This window comes from Variovorax raffinosi, assembly GCF_051216615.1.
GTDB lineage: Bacteria > Pseudomonadota > Gammaproteobacteria > Burkholderiales > Burkholderiaceae_C > Variovorax.
The window spans coordinates 158,620-171,620 of record NZ_JBPJZR010000003.1 but is presented as its reverse complement, the minus strand read 5'-3'; the positions used below and the strand labels follow the sequence as shown (position 1 = coordinate 171,620).

Annotated in this window: 12 protein-coding genes; 9 read left to right on the top strand and 3 right to left on the bottom strand. The window is 68.1% G+C overall.

Going from position 1 to position 13,001, the window contains the following annotated elements; genetic code table 11:
* The first annotated feature begins 184 nt into the window (after positions 1 to 184).
* Genes ACSFB7_RS11890 through ACSFB7_RS11850 form a run of 9 tightly spaced genes read left to right on the top strand, consistent with a single transcriptional unit; the run spans position 185 to position 10,087 of the window.
* Positions 185 to 1,027, top strand: coding sequence for an ABC transporter permease (locus ACSFB7_RS11890; RefSeq protein ID WP_435471028.1), 843 nt, complete (start codon positions 185 to 187; stop codon positions 1,025 to 1,027).
* Positions 1,024 to 2,676, top strand: coding sequence for an ABC transporter ATP-binding protein (locus tag ACSFB7_RS11885; protein ID WP_435470266.1), 1,653 nt, complete (start codon positions 1,024 to 1,026; stop codon positions 2,674 to 2,676). Before ACSFB7_RS11890 ends, ACSFB7_RS11885 begins: the two co-directional genes overlap by 4 nt.
* Positions 2,676 to 3,614 (top strand): 2-hydroxyacid dehydrogenase, encoded by a 939-nt coding sequence (locus ACSFB7_RS11880; RefSeq protein WP_435470264.1) that lies wholly within the window; start codon positions 2,676 to 2,678, stop codon positions 3,612 to 3,614. Before ACSFB7_RS11885 ends, ACSFB7_RS11880 begins: the two co-directional genes overlap by 1 nt.
* A gap of 52 nt (positions 3,615 to 3,666) precedes the next feature.
* On the top strand, positions 3,667 to 5,061 hold the full coding sequence (locus ACSFB7_RS11875) for an aspartate aminotransferase family protein (RefSeq protein ID WP_435470262.1): 1,395 nt from the start codon (positions 3,667 to 3,669) through the stop codon (positions 5,059 to 5,061).
* A complete protein-coding gene (locus ACSFB7_RS11870) occupies positions 5,058 to 5,951 on the top strand; it encodes a DMT family transporter (RefSeq protein ID WP_435470260.1) in 894 nt (297 codons plus the stop codon). Before ACSFB7_RS11875 ends, ACSFB7_RS11870 begins: the two co-directional genes overlap by 4 nt.
* Positions 5,952 to 5,984: 33 nt before the next feature.
* Positions 5,985 to 6,722: a GntR family transcriptional regulator gene (locus ACSFB7_RS11865; protein ID WP_435470258.1), complete on the top strand. Its 738-nt coding sequence runs from the start codon at positions 5,985 to 5,987 to the stop codon at positions 6,720 to 6,722.
* Positions 6,719 to 7,747, top strand: coding sequence for a histone deacetylase family protein (locus ACSFB7_RS11860; protein ID WP_435470256.1), 1,029 nt, complete (start codon positions 6,719 to 6,721; stop codon positions 7,745 to 7,747). The genes ACSFB7_RS11865 and ACSFB7_RS11860 overlap by 4 nt, the downstream gene beginning before the upstream one ends.
* Entirely contained in the window at positions 7,744 to 8,820 is a 1,077-nt protein-coding gene (locus ACSFB7_RS11855) for a phosphotransferase (RefSeq protein WP_435470254.1), read from the top strand. The genes ACSFB7_RS11860 and ACSFB7_RS11855 overlap by 4 nt, the downstream gene beginning before the upstream one ends.
* The gene (locus tag ACSFB7_RS11850; RefSeq protein WP_435470252.1) at positions 8,813 to 10,087 is read left to right on the top strand and encodes an aspartate aminotransferase family protein; all 1,275 of its coding nucleotides are present in this window, start codon (positions 8,813 to 8,815) and stop codon (positions 10,085 to 10,087) included. The genes ACSFB7_RS11855 and ACSFB7_RS11850 overlap by 8 nt, the downstream gene beginning before the upstream one ends.
* Before the next feature lie 20 nt (positions 10,088 to 10,107).
* Here ACSFB7_RS11850 and ACSFB7_RS11845 read toward each other — a convergent pair whose 3' ends face one another.
* The 3 genes from ACSFB7_RS11845 to ACSFB7_RS11835 form a co-directional block, all read right to left on the bottom strand.
* Positions 10,108 to 11,928: an FAD-binding oxidoreductase gene (locus tag ACSFB7_RS11845; protein ID WP_435470250.1), complete on the bottom strand. Its 1,821-nt coding sequence runs from the start codon at positions 11,926 to 11,928 to the stop codon at positions 10,108 to 10,110.
* A 34-nt stretch (positions 11,929 to 11,962) separates the two neighbouring features.
* Entirely contained in the window at positions 11,963 to 12,388 is a 426-nt protein-coding gene (locus ACSFB7_RS11840) for a lipocalin-like domain-containing protein (RefSeq protein WP_435470248.1), read from the bottom strand.
* Positions 12,389 to 12,461: 73 nt separating this feature from the next.
* Positions 12,462 to 12,971: a DUF2867 domain-containing protein gene (locus tag ACSFB7_RS11835; protein WP_435470246.1), complete on the bottom strand. Its 510-nt coding sequence runs from the start codon at positions 12,969 to 12,971 to the stop codon at positions 12,462 to 12,464.
* Positions 12,972 to 13,001: the final 30 nt, after the last annotated feature.

Genomic DNA, 13,001 nt, shown 5'->3' with positions numbered 1-13,001 from the left:
TCCCTGTGCGAATGACGCCAGGTGCTCCCCGCAGCGAAATAAAGGAGGAGCGAAGCGGGGGACATTCGCGGAGGGGAGCACCTGGCGTCATTCGCACTCGCCCCGAACGACAGCGCCAAGAACAACAGCCCACAGAACTCAAGCAACCCGCAACACAACGCGCAGCGGAGCAACCGACATGACGATGAACAGTCCTTTCTGGCGGCGCTTCCGCCGCAACAAAGGCGCAGTGGCCGGCATGGTCGTGCTGCTGATCGTGGCGGCCGTTGCGCTACTCGGCCCGTGGCTCGCCACCAACGACCCGTGGGCCATGGTCGAGCAGCCCTTCGTGCGCCCCTGGGCCGAGCCCGGCTTCCTGCTGGGCACCGACACGCTGGGGCGCGACATTCTCTCGGGCCTCGTCTACGGCGCGCGCGTGTCGCTCTTGATCGGCGTGGTGTCCACGCTGGTGGCGCTGCTGATCGGCGTCTCGCTCGGCGCGGTGGCCGGCTACTTCGGCGGCTGGATCGATGCCGCGCTGATGCGCTTCACCGAGCTGTTCCAGGCGGTGCCGAGCTTCGCGCTGGCCATCGTGCTGGTGGCGATCTTCGAGCCTTCGATCAAGTCGATCGTCGTGGCCATCGCGATCGTCTCGTGGCCGCCGGTCGCGCGGCTGGTGCGCAGCGAATTCCTCACGCTGCGCCAGCGCGACTTCGTGCAGGCCGCGCTGCTCGCGGGCCAGTCGACGCCGCGCATCATCCTCACGCAGATCCTGCCCAACGCCATGTCGCCCATCATCGTGATGGCCTCGCTGATGGTGGCCACGGCCATCCTGCTTGAAAGCAGTCTGAGCTTTCTCGGCCTGGGCGACCCGAACCAGATGAGCTGGGGCTACATGGTCGGCGCGGCGCGCACCGTGTTGCGGCAAGCCTGGTGGATGGCACTGTTCCCGGGCCTGGCCATCGTGCTGACGGTGCTCGCGCTCAACCTCGTGGGTGAAGGCCTGAGCGACGGGCTCAACACGCGGCTCGACGGGAGAGGCAAATGAACGCCACCGTGACGCCGATGAAGCCCCTGCATCCAGTTCTAGAAATTGCCGACCTGAGCATCTCTTTGCCCGCAGGGGCCGACCGCGCGCTGGCCGTCGAAGGCGCCACGCTCTCGGTCATGCCGGGCCAGACGCTGTGCGTGGTCGGCGAGTCGGGCTCGGGCAAGTCGATGATCGCCAACGCCGTCATGGGCCTGCTGCCGCGCCCGCATGTGGCGCCGGTGGCGGGTCGCATTTTGTTCGACGGCCACGACCTGCTGCAGCTCACCGAGCCGCAGATGCGCGAGCTGCGCGGGCGGCGCATCGGCATGGTGTTCCAGGAGCCGATGACCGCGCTGAACCCGGTGATGCGCATCGGCGAACAGATCGGCGAGGTGTTCGATGCGCATGGCAACGTGCCCGCGGCAGAGAAGCGCCGCCGCATCCTCGCCGCGCTGGCCGACGTGGGCCTGCCCGACCCCGAACTGCTGATCGACAGCTACCCCTTCCGCCTTTCGGGCGGCCAGCGCCAGCGCGTCATGATCGCCTGCGCGCTGGTGCTGGAGCCCGTGCTGCTGATCGCCGACGAGCCCACCACCGCGCTGGACGTCACCACGCAGGCGCAGATCCTCAAGCTCATCCGCGAGCTGCAGCAGCGGCGCGGCACGGCGGTGCTGTTCATCACGCACGACTTCGGCGTGGTCTCCGAAATCGCCGACCACGTGGTGGTCATGCAGACCGGCCATGTGGTCGAGTCCGGGCCCGCCGCGCAGGTGCTCAGCGCGCCGCAGCATCCCTACACGCGCAAGCTCATCGCCGCCATCCCCGATGGACAGGCGCAGACCGTGCCGCACGACGACATGACGCGCGTGCTGCAGGTGCAGGACCTGTGCAAGACCTACCGCACCAGCGGCGGCCTGTTCAAGCGCGGCCGCGCGGTGCAGGCAGCAAAAGACATCAACTTCGAACTGCACCGTGGCGAAACCCTCGGGCTGGTGGGCGAGTCGGGCTCGGGCAAGTCGAGCGTGGGGCGTTGCCTGGTGGGGCTCGCGCCTTTCGACAGCGGCCGCATCATCTTCAAGGGCCGCACGCTCGCGCAGGGCAAGAACTTCCGGCGCGGCGTGGCGGGCAAGATCCAGATGGTGTTCCAGGACCCGTATGCCTCGCTCAATCCGCGCCATCGCGTGGGCGCCGCCATCGCGGGCGGCCCCATCGCACAAGGCGTGAGCAAGGCCGAAGCCATGGCGCGTGCGATGGAGTTGCTCAAGCTCGTGGGCCTGGGCGCCGATGCGGCGCAACGCTATCCGCACGAGTTCTCGGGCGGGCAGCGCCAGCGCATCGGCATTGCCCGCGCGCTCGCGATGCAACCCGAGCTGCTGGTGGCCGACGAGCCGGTGTCGGCGCTCGACGTGTCGGTGCAGGCACAGGTGCTGGAACTCTTTGCGCAGGTGCGCGAGCAGTTCCAGCTCGCGATGGTGTTCATCACGCACGACCTGCGCGTGGCCGGCCAGATGTGCGACCGCATCGCGGTCATGCAGCGCGGCGAAGTCGTGGAGTACGGCGAAACGCAGAAGGTGCTGAACGATCCGCAGCATGCCTACACGCGCAAGCTGATCGACGCGGTGCCGCGTCTGGCAGGGCAGGTCGACGCCGTGGCGAGGGTGGCCTGATGCCCTGCGTCGCGCTCCTGAGCGATGTGCTCGACATGCACTACCTTGCGCCCGCCTTCCGCGCGCAGTGCCCCGACATCGACCTGCGGCTGGGCACCGAGCTTGGTCCGCTCGACCAGATCGATGCCGCCGTCTGCTGGTATCCGCCGCACGGCCTGCTCGCGCGGTTGCCGCAACTGCAACTGGTGCAATCGCTGGCGGCGGGCGTCGACCACATCACGGCCGACCCGCTCCTACCGCGCGCACTGCCGCTGTGCCGCATCGTCGATCCGGAGATGGCGACCGGCATGAAGGCCTATGTGTGCTGGGCCGTGATCCAGCACCAGCGGCACATGCCGGCGTACCTTGCGAGCGGGGCAAGGGGCACGTGGCAGGAACAGCCCATGAGCCCTCCGGGCCGCCATCGCGTCGGCATCGCGGGGCTCGGCACGCTGGGGCTGGCCTGTGCCGGGGCGCTGTCCGCCATCGGCTATTCGGTGCGCGGCTGGAGCCGCAGCGCCAAGGCCGATCTGCCGGCCGGTGTCACCGGCTTTCACGGCGATGCGCAGCTCGACGAATTTCTCTCGGGCTGCGACACGCTGGTGTGCCTGCTGCCGCTCACGCCGCAGACGCAAGGCTTTCTGAACGCCGATCTGTTCGCGCGCCTGCCGCGCGGCGCGCACCTGGTCAACGTCGGACGGGGCGCGCATCTGGTCGAAGCCGACCTGCTGCGCGCGCTCGACAGCGGCGCGTTGTCCGCCGCCACGCTCGATGCCTTCACGCAGGAGCCGCTGCCACCGGAGCACCCGTTCTGGGGCGATCCGCGCATCCTCGTCACGCCGCACATCGCGACCCGCACCGACGTGTCGGTGATCGCGCAGCAGACGCTCGACAACCTCGCGCTGCTGCAGCGCGGGCAGCGGCCGGGCACGGCCGTCGACCTCGAGCGGGGCTACTGAGCCGCAAGGCGCTCCTTCCCGCATTCCCTCCATCACAAAAACGGACAGGCCCATGAACGCATCCATTCCCGCTTCCGCCCTGCAGTCGGCGCATGCCGAACGTGCCGCCAACGACATCGCGGCCCACCTGCACCCCTTCACCAACCTCGCGGCGCATCCGCAGGTCGACCCGCTCGTGATCGAGCGCGGCGACGGCATCTACGTGGAAGACGACCAGGGCCGCCGCTACCTGGAGGCCATGTCGGGCCTGTGGTGCGTCTCGCTGGGCTTCAGCAACGCGCGCCTGGCCAAGGCCGGCAGCGATGCGCTGCACACGCTGCCCTGCTATCACACCTTCAATCACCGATCGAACGCTGCCGCCATTGCGCTGGCTGAAAAGCTGATCGCGATGGCGCCGGTGCCCATGTCCAAGGTGTTCTTCGCCAACTCGGGCTCGGAGGCCAACGACACGGCGGTCAAGCTGGTCTGGTACTACCACAACGCCATCGGCAAGCCGGCCAAGAAGAAGATCATTGCGCGCCGCAATGCGTACCACGGCGTCACCGTGGCGGCCGCCAGCCTGAGCGGGCTGGTTCCCAACCACCGCGACTTCGACCTGCCCATCGACCGCATCCTGCATGTCGATTGCCCGCACCACTACCGCTACGCCGAGCCGGGCGAAACGGAAGAAGCCTTTGCCACGCGCCTCGCCGATGCGCTGGAGCAGCGCATCCTGGCCGAAGGCCCCGACACCGTGGGCGCCTTCATCGCCGAGCCGGTGATGGGCGCGGGTGGCGTGCTGGTGCCGCCCGCCACCTACTTCGAGAAGGTGCAGGCGGTGCTGCGCAAGTACGAGGTGCTGCTGATCGCCGACGAGGTGATCTGCGGCTTCTGCCGCACCGGCGAGATGTTCGGCTCCACCACCTTCGGGCTGCGGCCCGACATCCTCACTGCCGCCAAGGCGCTGTCGTCGGGCTATGTGCCCATCTCCGCCGTCATGGTGTCCGAGCAGGTGCATGCGGCCGTGGCCGCCAACAGCGGAAAGATCGGCACCTTCGGCCATGGCTTCACCTACTCGGGCCATCCGGTGACGGCCGCGGTGGCGCTCGAAACATTGCGCATCTACGAAGACGAAGAAGTGCTCGCGCACGTGAAGTCGCTGGCGCCGAAGTTCCAGGCCGGCCTGCGCCGCTACGCCAGCCATCCGCATGTGGGCGAAGTGCGCGGCGTGGGCCTGATCGGCGCGCTCGAACTCGCGGCCGACCCGGCCAGGCGCACGCCCTTCGATCCGGCAATGAAGGCCGGCGCACGGCTGGCCGAGTTCGCGCTGGCCGAGGGCCTGATCGTGCGCGCCATGGGCGATGCGGTGGCCTTCTGCCCGCCGCTCGTCATCACGGCCGCGCAAGTCGACGAGATGTTCGAGCGCTTCGACCGCGCGATGGTCCGCTTCGAGGCCTCATTGGCGTGAACACTGCAAGCGCTGCCATCGCGTTGCGCCCACCGGGCTCCAGGAGCACCGGCGTTGCGCTGTTCTTCTGCGCGCTGATGGCCTTCGCGAGCTACGACGCCTTCTGCAAATACATGCTGCAGTTCTACCCGGCGCCGTTCGTCAATGTGATGCGCTATTTGTCGGTGATCTGCATCGCCTTCGCGATGCTGCTGCGCCACGGCGACCTGCGCATCTGGCGCGCGCCGCAGAAGAAGTTGCTGCTGCTGCGCGGCACCATGCTCGCCACGGTGGCCACCTGCTTCATGACGGCGCTGATCTGGATGCCGCTGGCCGAGGCCACCGCCATCTACTTCACCGCGCCGCTGCTGATGGTGGCGCTGTCGCCCTGGCTGGTCGGCGAATCGGTGCGGCGCAGCCAGTGGGTGGCGGTGAGCGTGGGCTTTGCCGGCATGCTGCTGATCGTGCGGCCCGGCGGCAACCTGCCGTGGCTGGGCACGGTGCTGATGGCGGTGTCGGCCGTTTGCTATGCGATCTTCCAGTTGCTCACGCGGCGCCTTGCGGGGCTGGTCGCCAGCCCGGTGCAGTACGCCTACACCGCCGTGGTGTGCCTCGTGGTGACGGCGTTGCCCGCGCCGTTCTTTCTGCCGACCGAACGGCCTGCCACAGGCGCCGTGTTGCTGCTGCTTGCGGGCGGTGCCTGCAGCGGCCTTGCGCAATGGCTGCTGCTGGCCGCCTTCGAGCGCGTCGAGGCGGCCACGCTGGCGCCGCTCAATTATTTCCAGCTGCTGCTTGCAGTGGCCTTCAGCACCTTCTGGTTCCACCGGCCGCCCGACGGGTTGGCCATGGCGGGCATTGCGCTGATCGTGGCGGCGGGCATCTACCTGGCGCGGCGGCCGGTGAAAAAATAGCCGCCACACCCGTCACACAACGAGACAAACAACATGGCTTTTTCCTCCCCTTCAGACAGCGCCGTTTTCGAGTCCGTCGAGGCGCCCGACCTGGTCGGGCTGGTCGAGGCGCAACTGACACGCGCCATCGTCGAAGGGCACCTCGCGCCCGGCAGCCGCATCGTCGAAGCCGAGATCGCGCGCCGCATGGGCGTGAGCCGCGCCCCGGTGCGCGAGGCCGCGCGCCGGCTCGAACGCCAGGGCGTGCTGGTGGCACGGCCGCGCCACGGCTTCGCGGTGCGCACCATCAGCGTCCAGGAAATCGACGATCTGTTCGAAGTGCGCCTGAGCCTGGAGCTGACCGCCGTCGAGTTGGCCTGCCGCAAGGCCGACGACGCGGGCCTGGCCCGCCTGCGCGCGCTGGTCGATGCGATGGTGCGCGACGCGCCCACGCAGCCGCAGCATGTGCGCATCGCGACCGACCTGGCTTTTCACACGCTGGTCAGCGAGCTGTCGGGCAACGCCCACCTGCACCGCATCTTCTCGAACACGCAGACCGAGATGCAGATGATCATCGCGCTCATCGACGCGGTCTACCACGACCCAGAGACCATGGCCAACACGCACTACCCGATCGTCGATGCACTGGAGAGCCGCAACGTCGAGGCTTCGCGCGCGGCCATGCGCGAACACCTGGACGACGCCTGGCTGCAGGTGCGCGCGCTGTTCGTGAAGCAGCACGGCACCGTTTCCCCATCACCACCCACACCCAGCAAAGGACCCGCGCGATGAAGATCGTCTACAGCGACGTGCACAAGGACCACGACCCGCAACTCTTCATGGTGCGCGGGCGCTTGAAGCGCAGCAACGAGCAGCCCGAGCGCGCCTTCCGCCTGCTGTCGGCGGTCGAGCACGACGGCCACGAAGTCATTGCGGCCAAAGACTTCGGCCCCGGCCCGCGCGCCGCGATCCACACGCCGGAGTACCTGCGCTTTCTGGAGACCGCCTATGCGCGCTGGCAGTTGCTGGACGACCCCTCCGACGAGGTCATGCCCAACATCCATCCCTTTCCCGGCGAGCCCTGCACTTACCCGGAGAGCGTGGTGGGGCAGGCGGGCTACCACATGGGCGACAACGCCTGCTCCATCGGTGCGCACACCTGGGAGGCGGCCGTGGCTTCGGCCCACGTGGCCACGCATGCGGCGCAACTGGTGCTGCAGGGCGAGCGCGCGGCCTATGCGCTGTGCCGCCCGCCGGGCCACCATGCCTACGCGGACCGCGCCAACGGCTTCTGCTACCTCAACAACACGGCGATTGCGGCGCAGCAGTTGCGCGCGGCGCACGAGCGCGTGGCCATCCTGGACATCGACGTGCACCACGGCAACGGCACGCAGGGCATCTTCTACCGCCGCGCCGACGTGCTGACCATTTCGCTGCACGGTGATCCGCGCAACTTCACGCCCTTCTTCACCGGCTACGCGCACGAGCGGGGCGAGGGCGCGGGACTGGGCTACAACATCAACAAGCCGCTGGCGCTGGGCACCGACATCGACGGCTACCTGCCGGCCTTGCGCGACGCCTGCCAGAGCATTCGCGCCTTCGCGCCCGGCGCGCTGGTGGTGGCGCTGGGCCTGGATGCGCACGAGCGCGATCCGTACAAGGGCATGAAGATCACGACGCCCGGCTTTGCGCAGTTGCTCGCGGAGATTGCCGGCCTCGGCCTGCCGACCGTGCTGGTGCAGGAGGGCGGCTATCTCTCCGACGACCTGGGCCCGAACCTCGCCAGCGCGCTGCGCGGCTTCGCGAGCGGCGCATGACGGCGCAGGTCGGGTTCGACGACGAGGTCCTGAGCGAAGGCTCGCCCGCGCTCGATGCCGATTGGGTGCGCGCGCTCGCGCTGCACCACTACGGCATCGAAGGCGAGATGCGGCCGCTGACCGGCGAGCGCGACCGCAACTACCGTTTTGAATCCGCTCGAACAGGCGAGCGCTTCATGCTGAAGATTTCGCATCCGTCAGAAACGCCGCTGGTGGCGGATTTCCAGACGCAGGCGCTGCTGCACATCGCGGTTGCCGATCCCGATCTGCCGGTGCAGCGCATCGTGCCCACGCGCGATGGGCTGCCTTCCTTCCTGAGCCATCCAGCCGACGGACTGCCGCGCGTGACGCGGCTGTTCAGCTATCTGCCGGGCACGCCCATGCCCGATGCGCCGCGCACTTCCACACAACAACTGAACCTTGCGCGCACGCTGGCCCGGCTCGACCTCGCGCTGCGCGACTTCGACCACCCGGCCGGCGCGCTGGCATTGCCCTGGGACATCCAGCGCGCCGACAGCGTGCGCGGCCTGCTCCAGCACATCACCGATCCGGTGCGCCGCGCGCTGGCGGAACGCTCGCTCGACCGCTTCGAGCGCGATGCCAAGCCGGTGCTGTCCAGCCTGCGCACGCAGCCCATCCACAACGACTTCAACATCTACAACGTGCTGGTCGACCCTAGCGACACCAACCGCATTGCCGGTGTCCTCGATTTCGGCGACATGGTGCGCGCGCCGCTGATCGACGACCTGGCCGTGGCTGCGGCCTACCAGCTCGATCCGGCGGGCGATGCGCTGGCGGGCATCGTGCCCTTCGTCGCGGCGTACCACGCGGTGCTGCCGCTCACGCGCGAAGAGGTCGACGCGCTGTTCACGCTTATCACCGCGCGGCTCGTGATGGTGGTGGCCATCAGCGGCTGGCGCGCGGCGCGCGATCCCGGCAACGCGGCCTATCTGCTGCGCAACAACCCGCTGTCATGGGCCCGCCTGCAGGCCTGCGACCGCATCGGCAACGATGCCGCCAGTGCAGCGTTCCGGCGCGCCTGCGGCATGAACCAGAGTCACGAACATGCCTGATGAAGAATCGCTCCTGGAGCGGCGCGCGCGCCTGCTCGGCCCGGCCTACCGCCTGTTCTACGAAGCCCCGCTGCACCCGGTGCGCGGCCAGGGCGTGTGGCTCGACGATGCCGATGGCAAGCGCTACCTCGATGCGTACAACAACGTCGCCTCGGTCGGGCATTGCCATCCGCATGTGGTGGAGGCGATCGCGCGGCAGGCCGGTGTGCTCAACACCCACACCCGCTACCTGCACGAAGGCGTGCTCGACTACGCCGAACGCCTGCTCGCGACCATGCCGCCCGCGCTCGGCCATGCGATGTTCACCTGCACCGGCAGCGAGGCCAACGATCTCGCGATGCGCATCGCCAAGGCCCACACCAAGGCCGAAGGACTGATCGTCACGCGCTTCGCGTACCACGGCGTGACCGAATCGATCGCGCAGGCTTCGCCTTCGCTCGGGCGCTTCGTGCAGCTCGGCAAGGCCGTGCGCACCGTGCCGCCGCCCGACAGCTACCGCGTGCCGCCCGAGGAGCAGGGCAGGGCCTTTGCAGCGGGCGTGCGGGCCGCCATCGCCGACCTGCAGGCGCATGGCATGCGGCCGGCGGCGCTGATGGTGGACACGGTGTTTTCGAGCGACGGCATCTTCACCGACCCGGCGGGCTTTCTCACGGAGGCCGTGGCGGCGATCCGCGAAGCCGGCGGCATCTTCATCGCTGATGAAGTGCAGCCCGGCCTCGGGCGCACCGGCGACGCCTTCTGGGGCTTCATGCGCCACGCGCGCCTGGTGCCCGACATCGTGACCATGGGCAAGCCGCTGGGCAACGGCCATCCGCTGGCCGGGCTGGCCATACGGCCCGAGGTGCTGGCTGCGTTCGGCCGCGAGTGCCGCTACTTCAATACCTTTGGCGGCAACCCGGTGTCGATGGCCGCCGGCATGGCCGTGCTCGACGTGATCGAGCGCGAAGGCCTGATGGCCAATGCGCAGCGCGTCGGCCGCCATCTGCGCGCGGGCCTCGCGAAGCTCGCCGAGCGGCATGCGCTGATCGGTGACGTGCGCGGCGCGGGACTGTTCGTGGGCGTGGAGCTGGTGACGGACCGCCACGCGCGCACGCCCGCCACCGCCGAGACCGTTCGCGTCGTCAACGGGCTGCGCGAGCGGCAGGTGCTGCTGAGCGCCACCGGCGAACACGCCAACACGCTGAAGATCCGCCCGCCGATGGTGTTCAGTGAAGCCAATGCGGATCTGCTGATCGATACGCTGCAGGACGTTCTGCAGGCGTTGTGAGGCGCAATGCGGGGCTGCTTCTAACGCGGCGGAAAGCCGTCGTCGCTCCAGTCCTCGCTGCCCACGCCGTGATGCACGAAGAACAGGCCCTCGGGGTCGTACTGCGACTTCACCGCGCGCAGCCGTGCATAGTTCGAACCCCAGAAAGCCTGTTGCCAGTCGGTCTGGAAGTAGTTGCTTTCCGAGACATAGGCGCCGGCGTTCGGCACCAGCTTGCGCAGTTCACCCATCGCTCGCTGGATCGCCTGGGATCGCTGGCGCGCCCGGGTCGCATCGGGCTCGTGGCCCGCGATGCCCGGGTACGCGGGCTGCTCTTCCGCGCCGAGGATGACCAGCGCAAAGGCATCGAGCACAGCAGGGTTCGTGGCGGTGTCCCGCGCCGCCGTGATCGCTTCGGGCGGCGCGCCGGCCAACCCCTTGTTGACATGCAGCGACAAGGACGAGTGCCGCGTCGCCGCGAAGAGCGCGTCCGCCAGGGCCTCGCGTCGGTTCTCCTGCAACAGCGCCGCGGGCAGCCAGCCGGACTCGTAGCCGTGCAGCACCTGACCGGCCTGCTGTTGATCGCCGGGCCAGAACACGTTGGTCTTCGGCGCATCCGGCCGATCGTCGCTGCGGATGAAGCCGAGCGTTCGCTTGAGCAGCGTTGGCGACCAGAACTCCCGCGCTGAAGTCGAGACGATGGCGAACATGCCGGCGTCCACGCTGAAATCTTCAGAAGCGGCCGCCAGCACATCGAGAAACGGCTGCCACACGGACCGGGCCTCACGCCGTGTGAGTCCCTGGAACACCATCGAAACGCCGACCGTGTTGTCGGCACGCAAACGGATCTGCTCGCCCCAATGCGGGTTCATCAACGCGTCACCGTAGAACCCCAGCACCATCCCGATCAGTCGGCGGAATGCGGTCGGCGAATGGGCCTTGATCTTCAGGTTCACCGCGCCGAAATTCTCGGGCAGCTCGTGCACGCGCAGCGTGACCCGGGTGACGACACCGAAGCTGCCACCGCCGCCGCCCTTGATGCTCCAGAACAGGTCGGGGTGGGTGCAGGCATTGGCGATGCGCACCTGGCCATCGGCGGTGACCACTTCGGCTTGGAGCAGGCTGCCCGATGCAAGACCGTAGCGTTTCGAGAAGCTGCCGAAACCGCCGCTCTGGATCAAACCCGCCACGCCGACCGTCATGCAGCCACCGCCCTGCACATAGCCGCCTGCCTTGGTCGCCACAGCGTCGTACACCTGGGACCACATGGCACCCGCTTCGACCGTGACGGCACGCTGCGGCGCGGAAGAGGGCGCGCAGCCCTGCGCCACAAAAGCGTCGTGCAGCGTGATCGCATTCATGCGCCGCGTCCAGATCAGCAGCGAATCCGGCGCGTTCGATGTGCCCTGGTAGCTGTGGCCGCCGCCCTTGACGACGAGGCGCAGCCGGTGTTCACGCGCGAAGTTGACGGCGGCCACCACGTCGCCCGTTTCGCGCGCCGCGACCGCATAGACGCTCGGCGACGACGTCCAGGCATCGACCCAGCCCAGCGTCTGCGTCAGTGCGACCTCGTCGCCGATGAAGTAGGGGTTCTTGATCGCCTTGAAAAGCTGCGCGCATTCGGCGCTGGCAGGCGTGGCGCGACAGGCAACGAGCGGCGACCGCACCGCGATCAGGCGCCCGCCGACCTGTTCGTTCAACTGCTGCCATCGGGTGTTCGAAGGCCAATCCGCGTCGCCGGGTCGCACGCGTGCACGAGGCAATGCCTGTGCGGCCCACACGGCGCGTGGCAGCAGCGGTGCGAATGGCAGTGCGGCAGTGGCCTGCCAGAGACGTCTTCGGGTCTTCGAGTCGAGCGTCATTCGGGTGGTTACTCGCAATGCGGCGTCGGGAGAACTACTCGCGCCTGAAACTCAGAATCCCCCGTCCGATGGGGTTTCCCGGTACCAGTGGATTCGGCATCCAGGCCGTGCTGACTTCGAGCGTGTTGCCGTCGAGCTTGAAGAATCGTTCCTGCTCGGTGCCGTTCCAGGTTTCATTCCAGCATGCGTCGATGGTTGCAATGAACCTGTTCCCATCGATCCGATAGCGTCCTGTATAGGCCATCAGCGTGCGAAAGAGTGCCACCTGTTTCTCATCGGTATGGCCTGGTTCCCGCACCTGTGCGGTGACCAGCACCATCATTCGCCCGCCAGCCTCGAAGATGAGGTGTCCGGCGGGGTTGGCGCCCCACGGCTGGGTGCGCTCCTTCGAGTCCTGAAGCTCGGTATGGAAAGAAGCAAGCTGCCAGCAACCGTGGAGCCCGGTATCGCGCTCAGACATGTGCTCTCCTGCAGTGGTTCTTTGCCCGAATGTACCCGCCTGCCGCAGGTGGGGTGCATGGACATTCAACCGTTCAAACCTTCATTGTTCTCACCGCCCGTTCCAGGCTCGCACGCATGATCACGCGATGAAACGGTGAAATCGTCGCAAGGTACATGCGGCCCAGTTGGTTATGGCAATGCACCACCGTCCCCGCGACCAGCTCGCGCCCATTGGCCGCGTCGGCGCGAACCTGGATGGAGACGCGGAAGTCGAGGTGCCGGTCATCTTCGCCCAACACCAACTCCGTCGCGCTCTTCGACTGCACCGGGAAGAAGCCGATCACCGGGCCACGCGCCGCTGCGGCAAGACCGACGGCACGCGACGACTTGACGCCGACCGGCGCCATCACCACGTCGCGGGCCCGCGTGAGCGCGCGAATCCACCAGGCCTGTCGCTCCAGCGCGGCGCGTGCCAGCACTTCCACGTCATCGCTGGCGTGCGCCGGCAATCGGATGGCATAGGCGTCTGCGAGGTCTGCGCTTGCGTAAAGCGGCGCAAGCACGCTGTTGACAGGCATGGGCACGGCGTGCGCGTTGGTCATGCGTTCAGGCCCTGGACGTTGGAGGGCGCA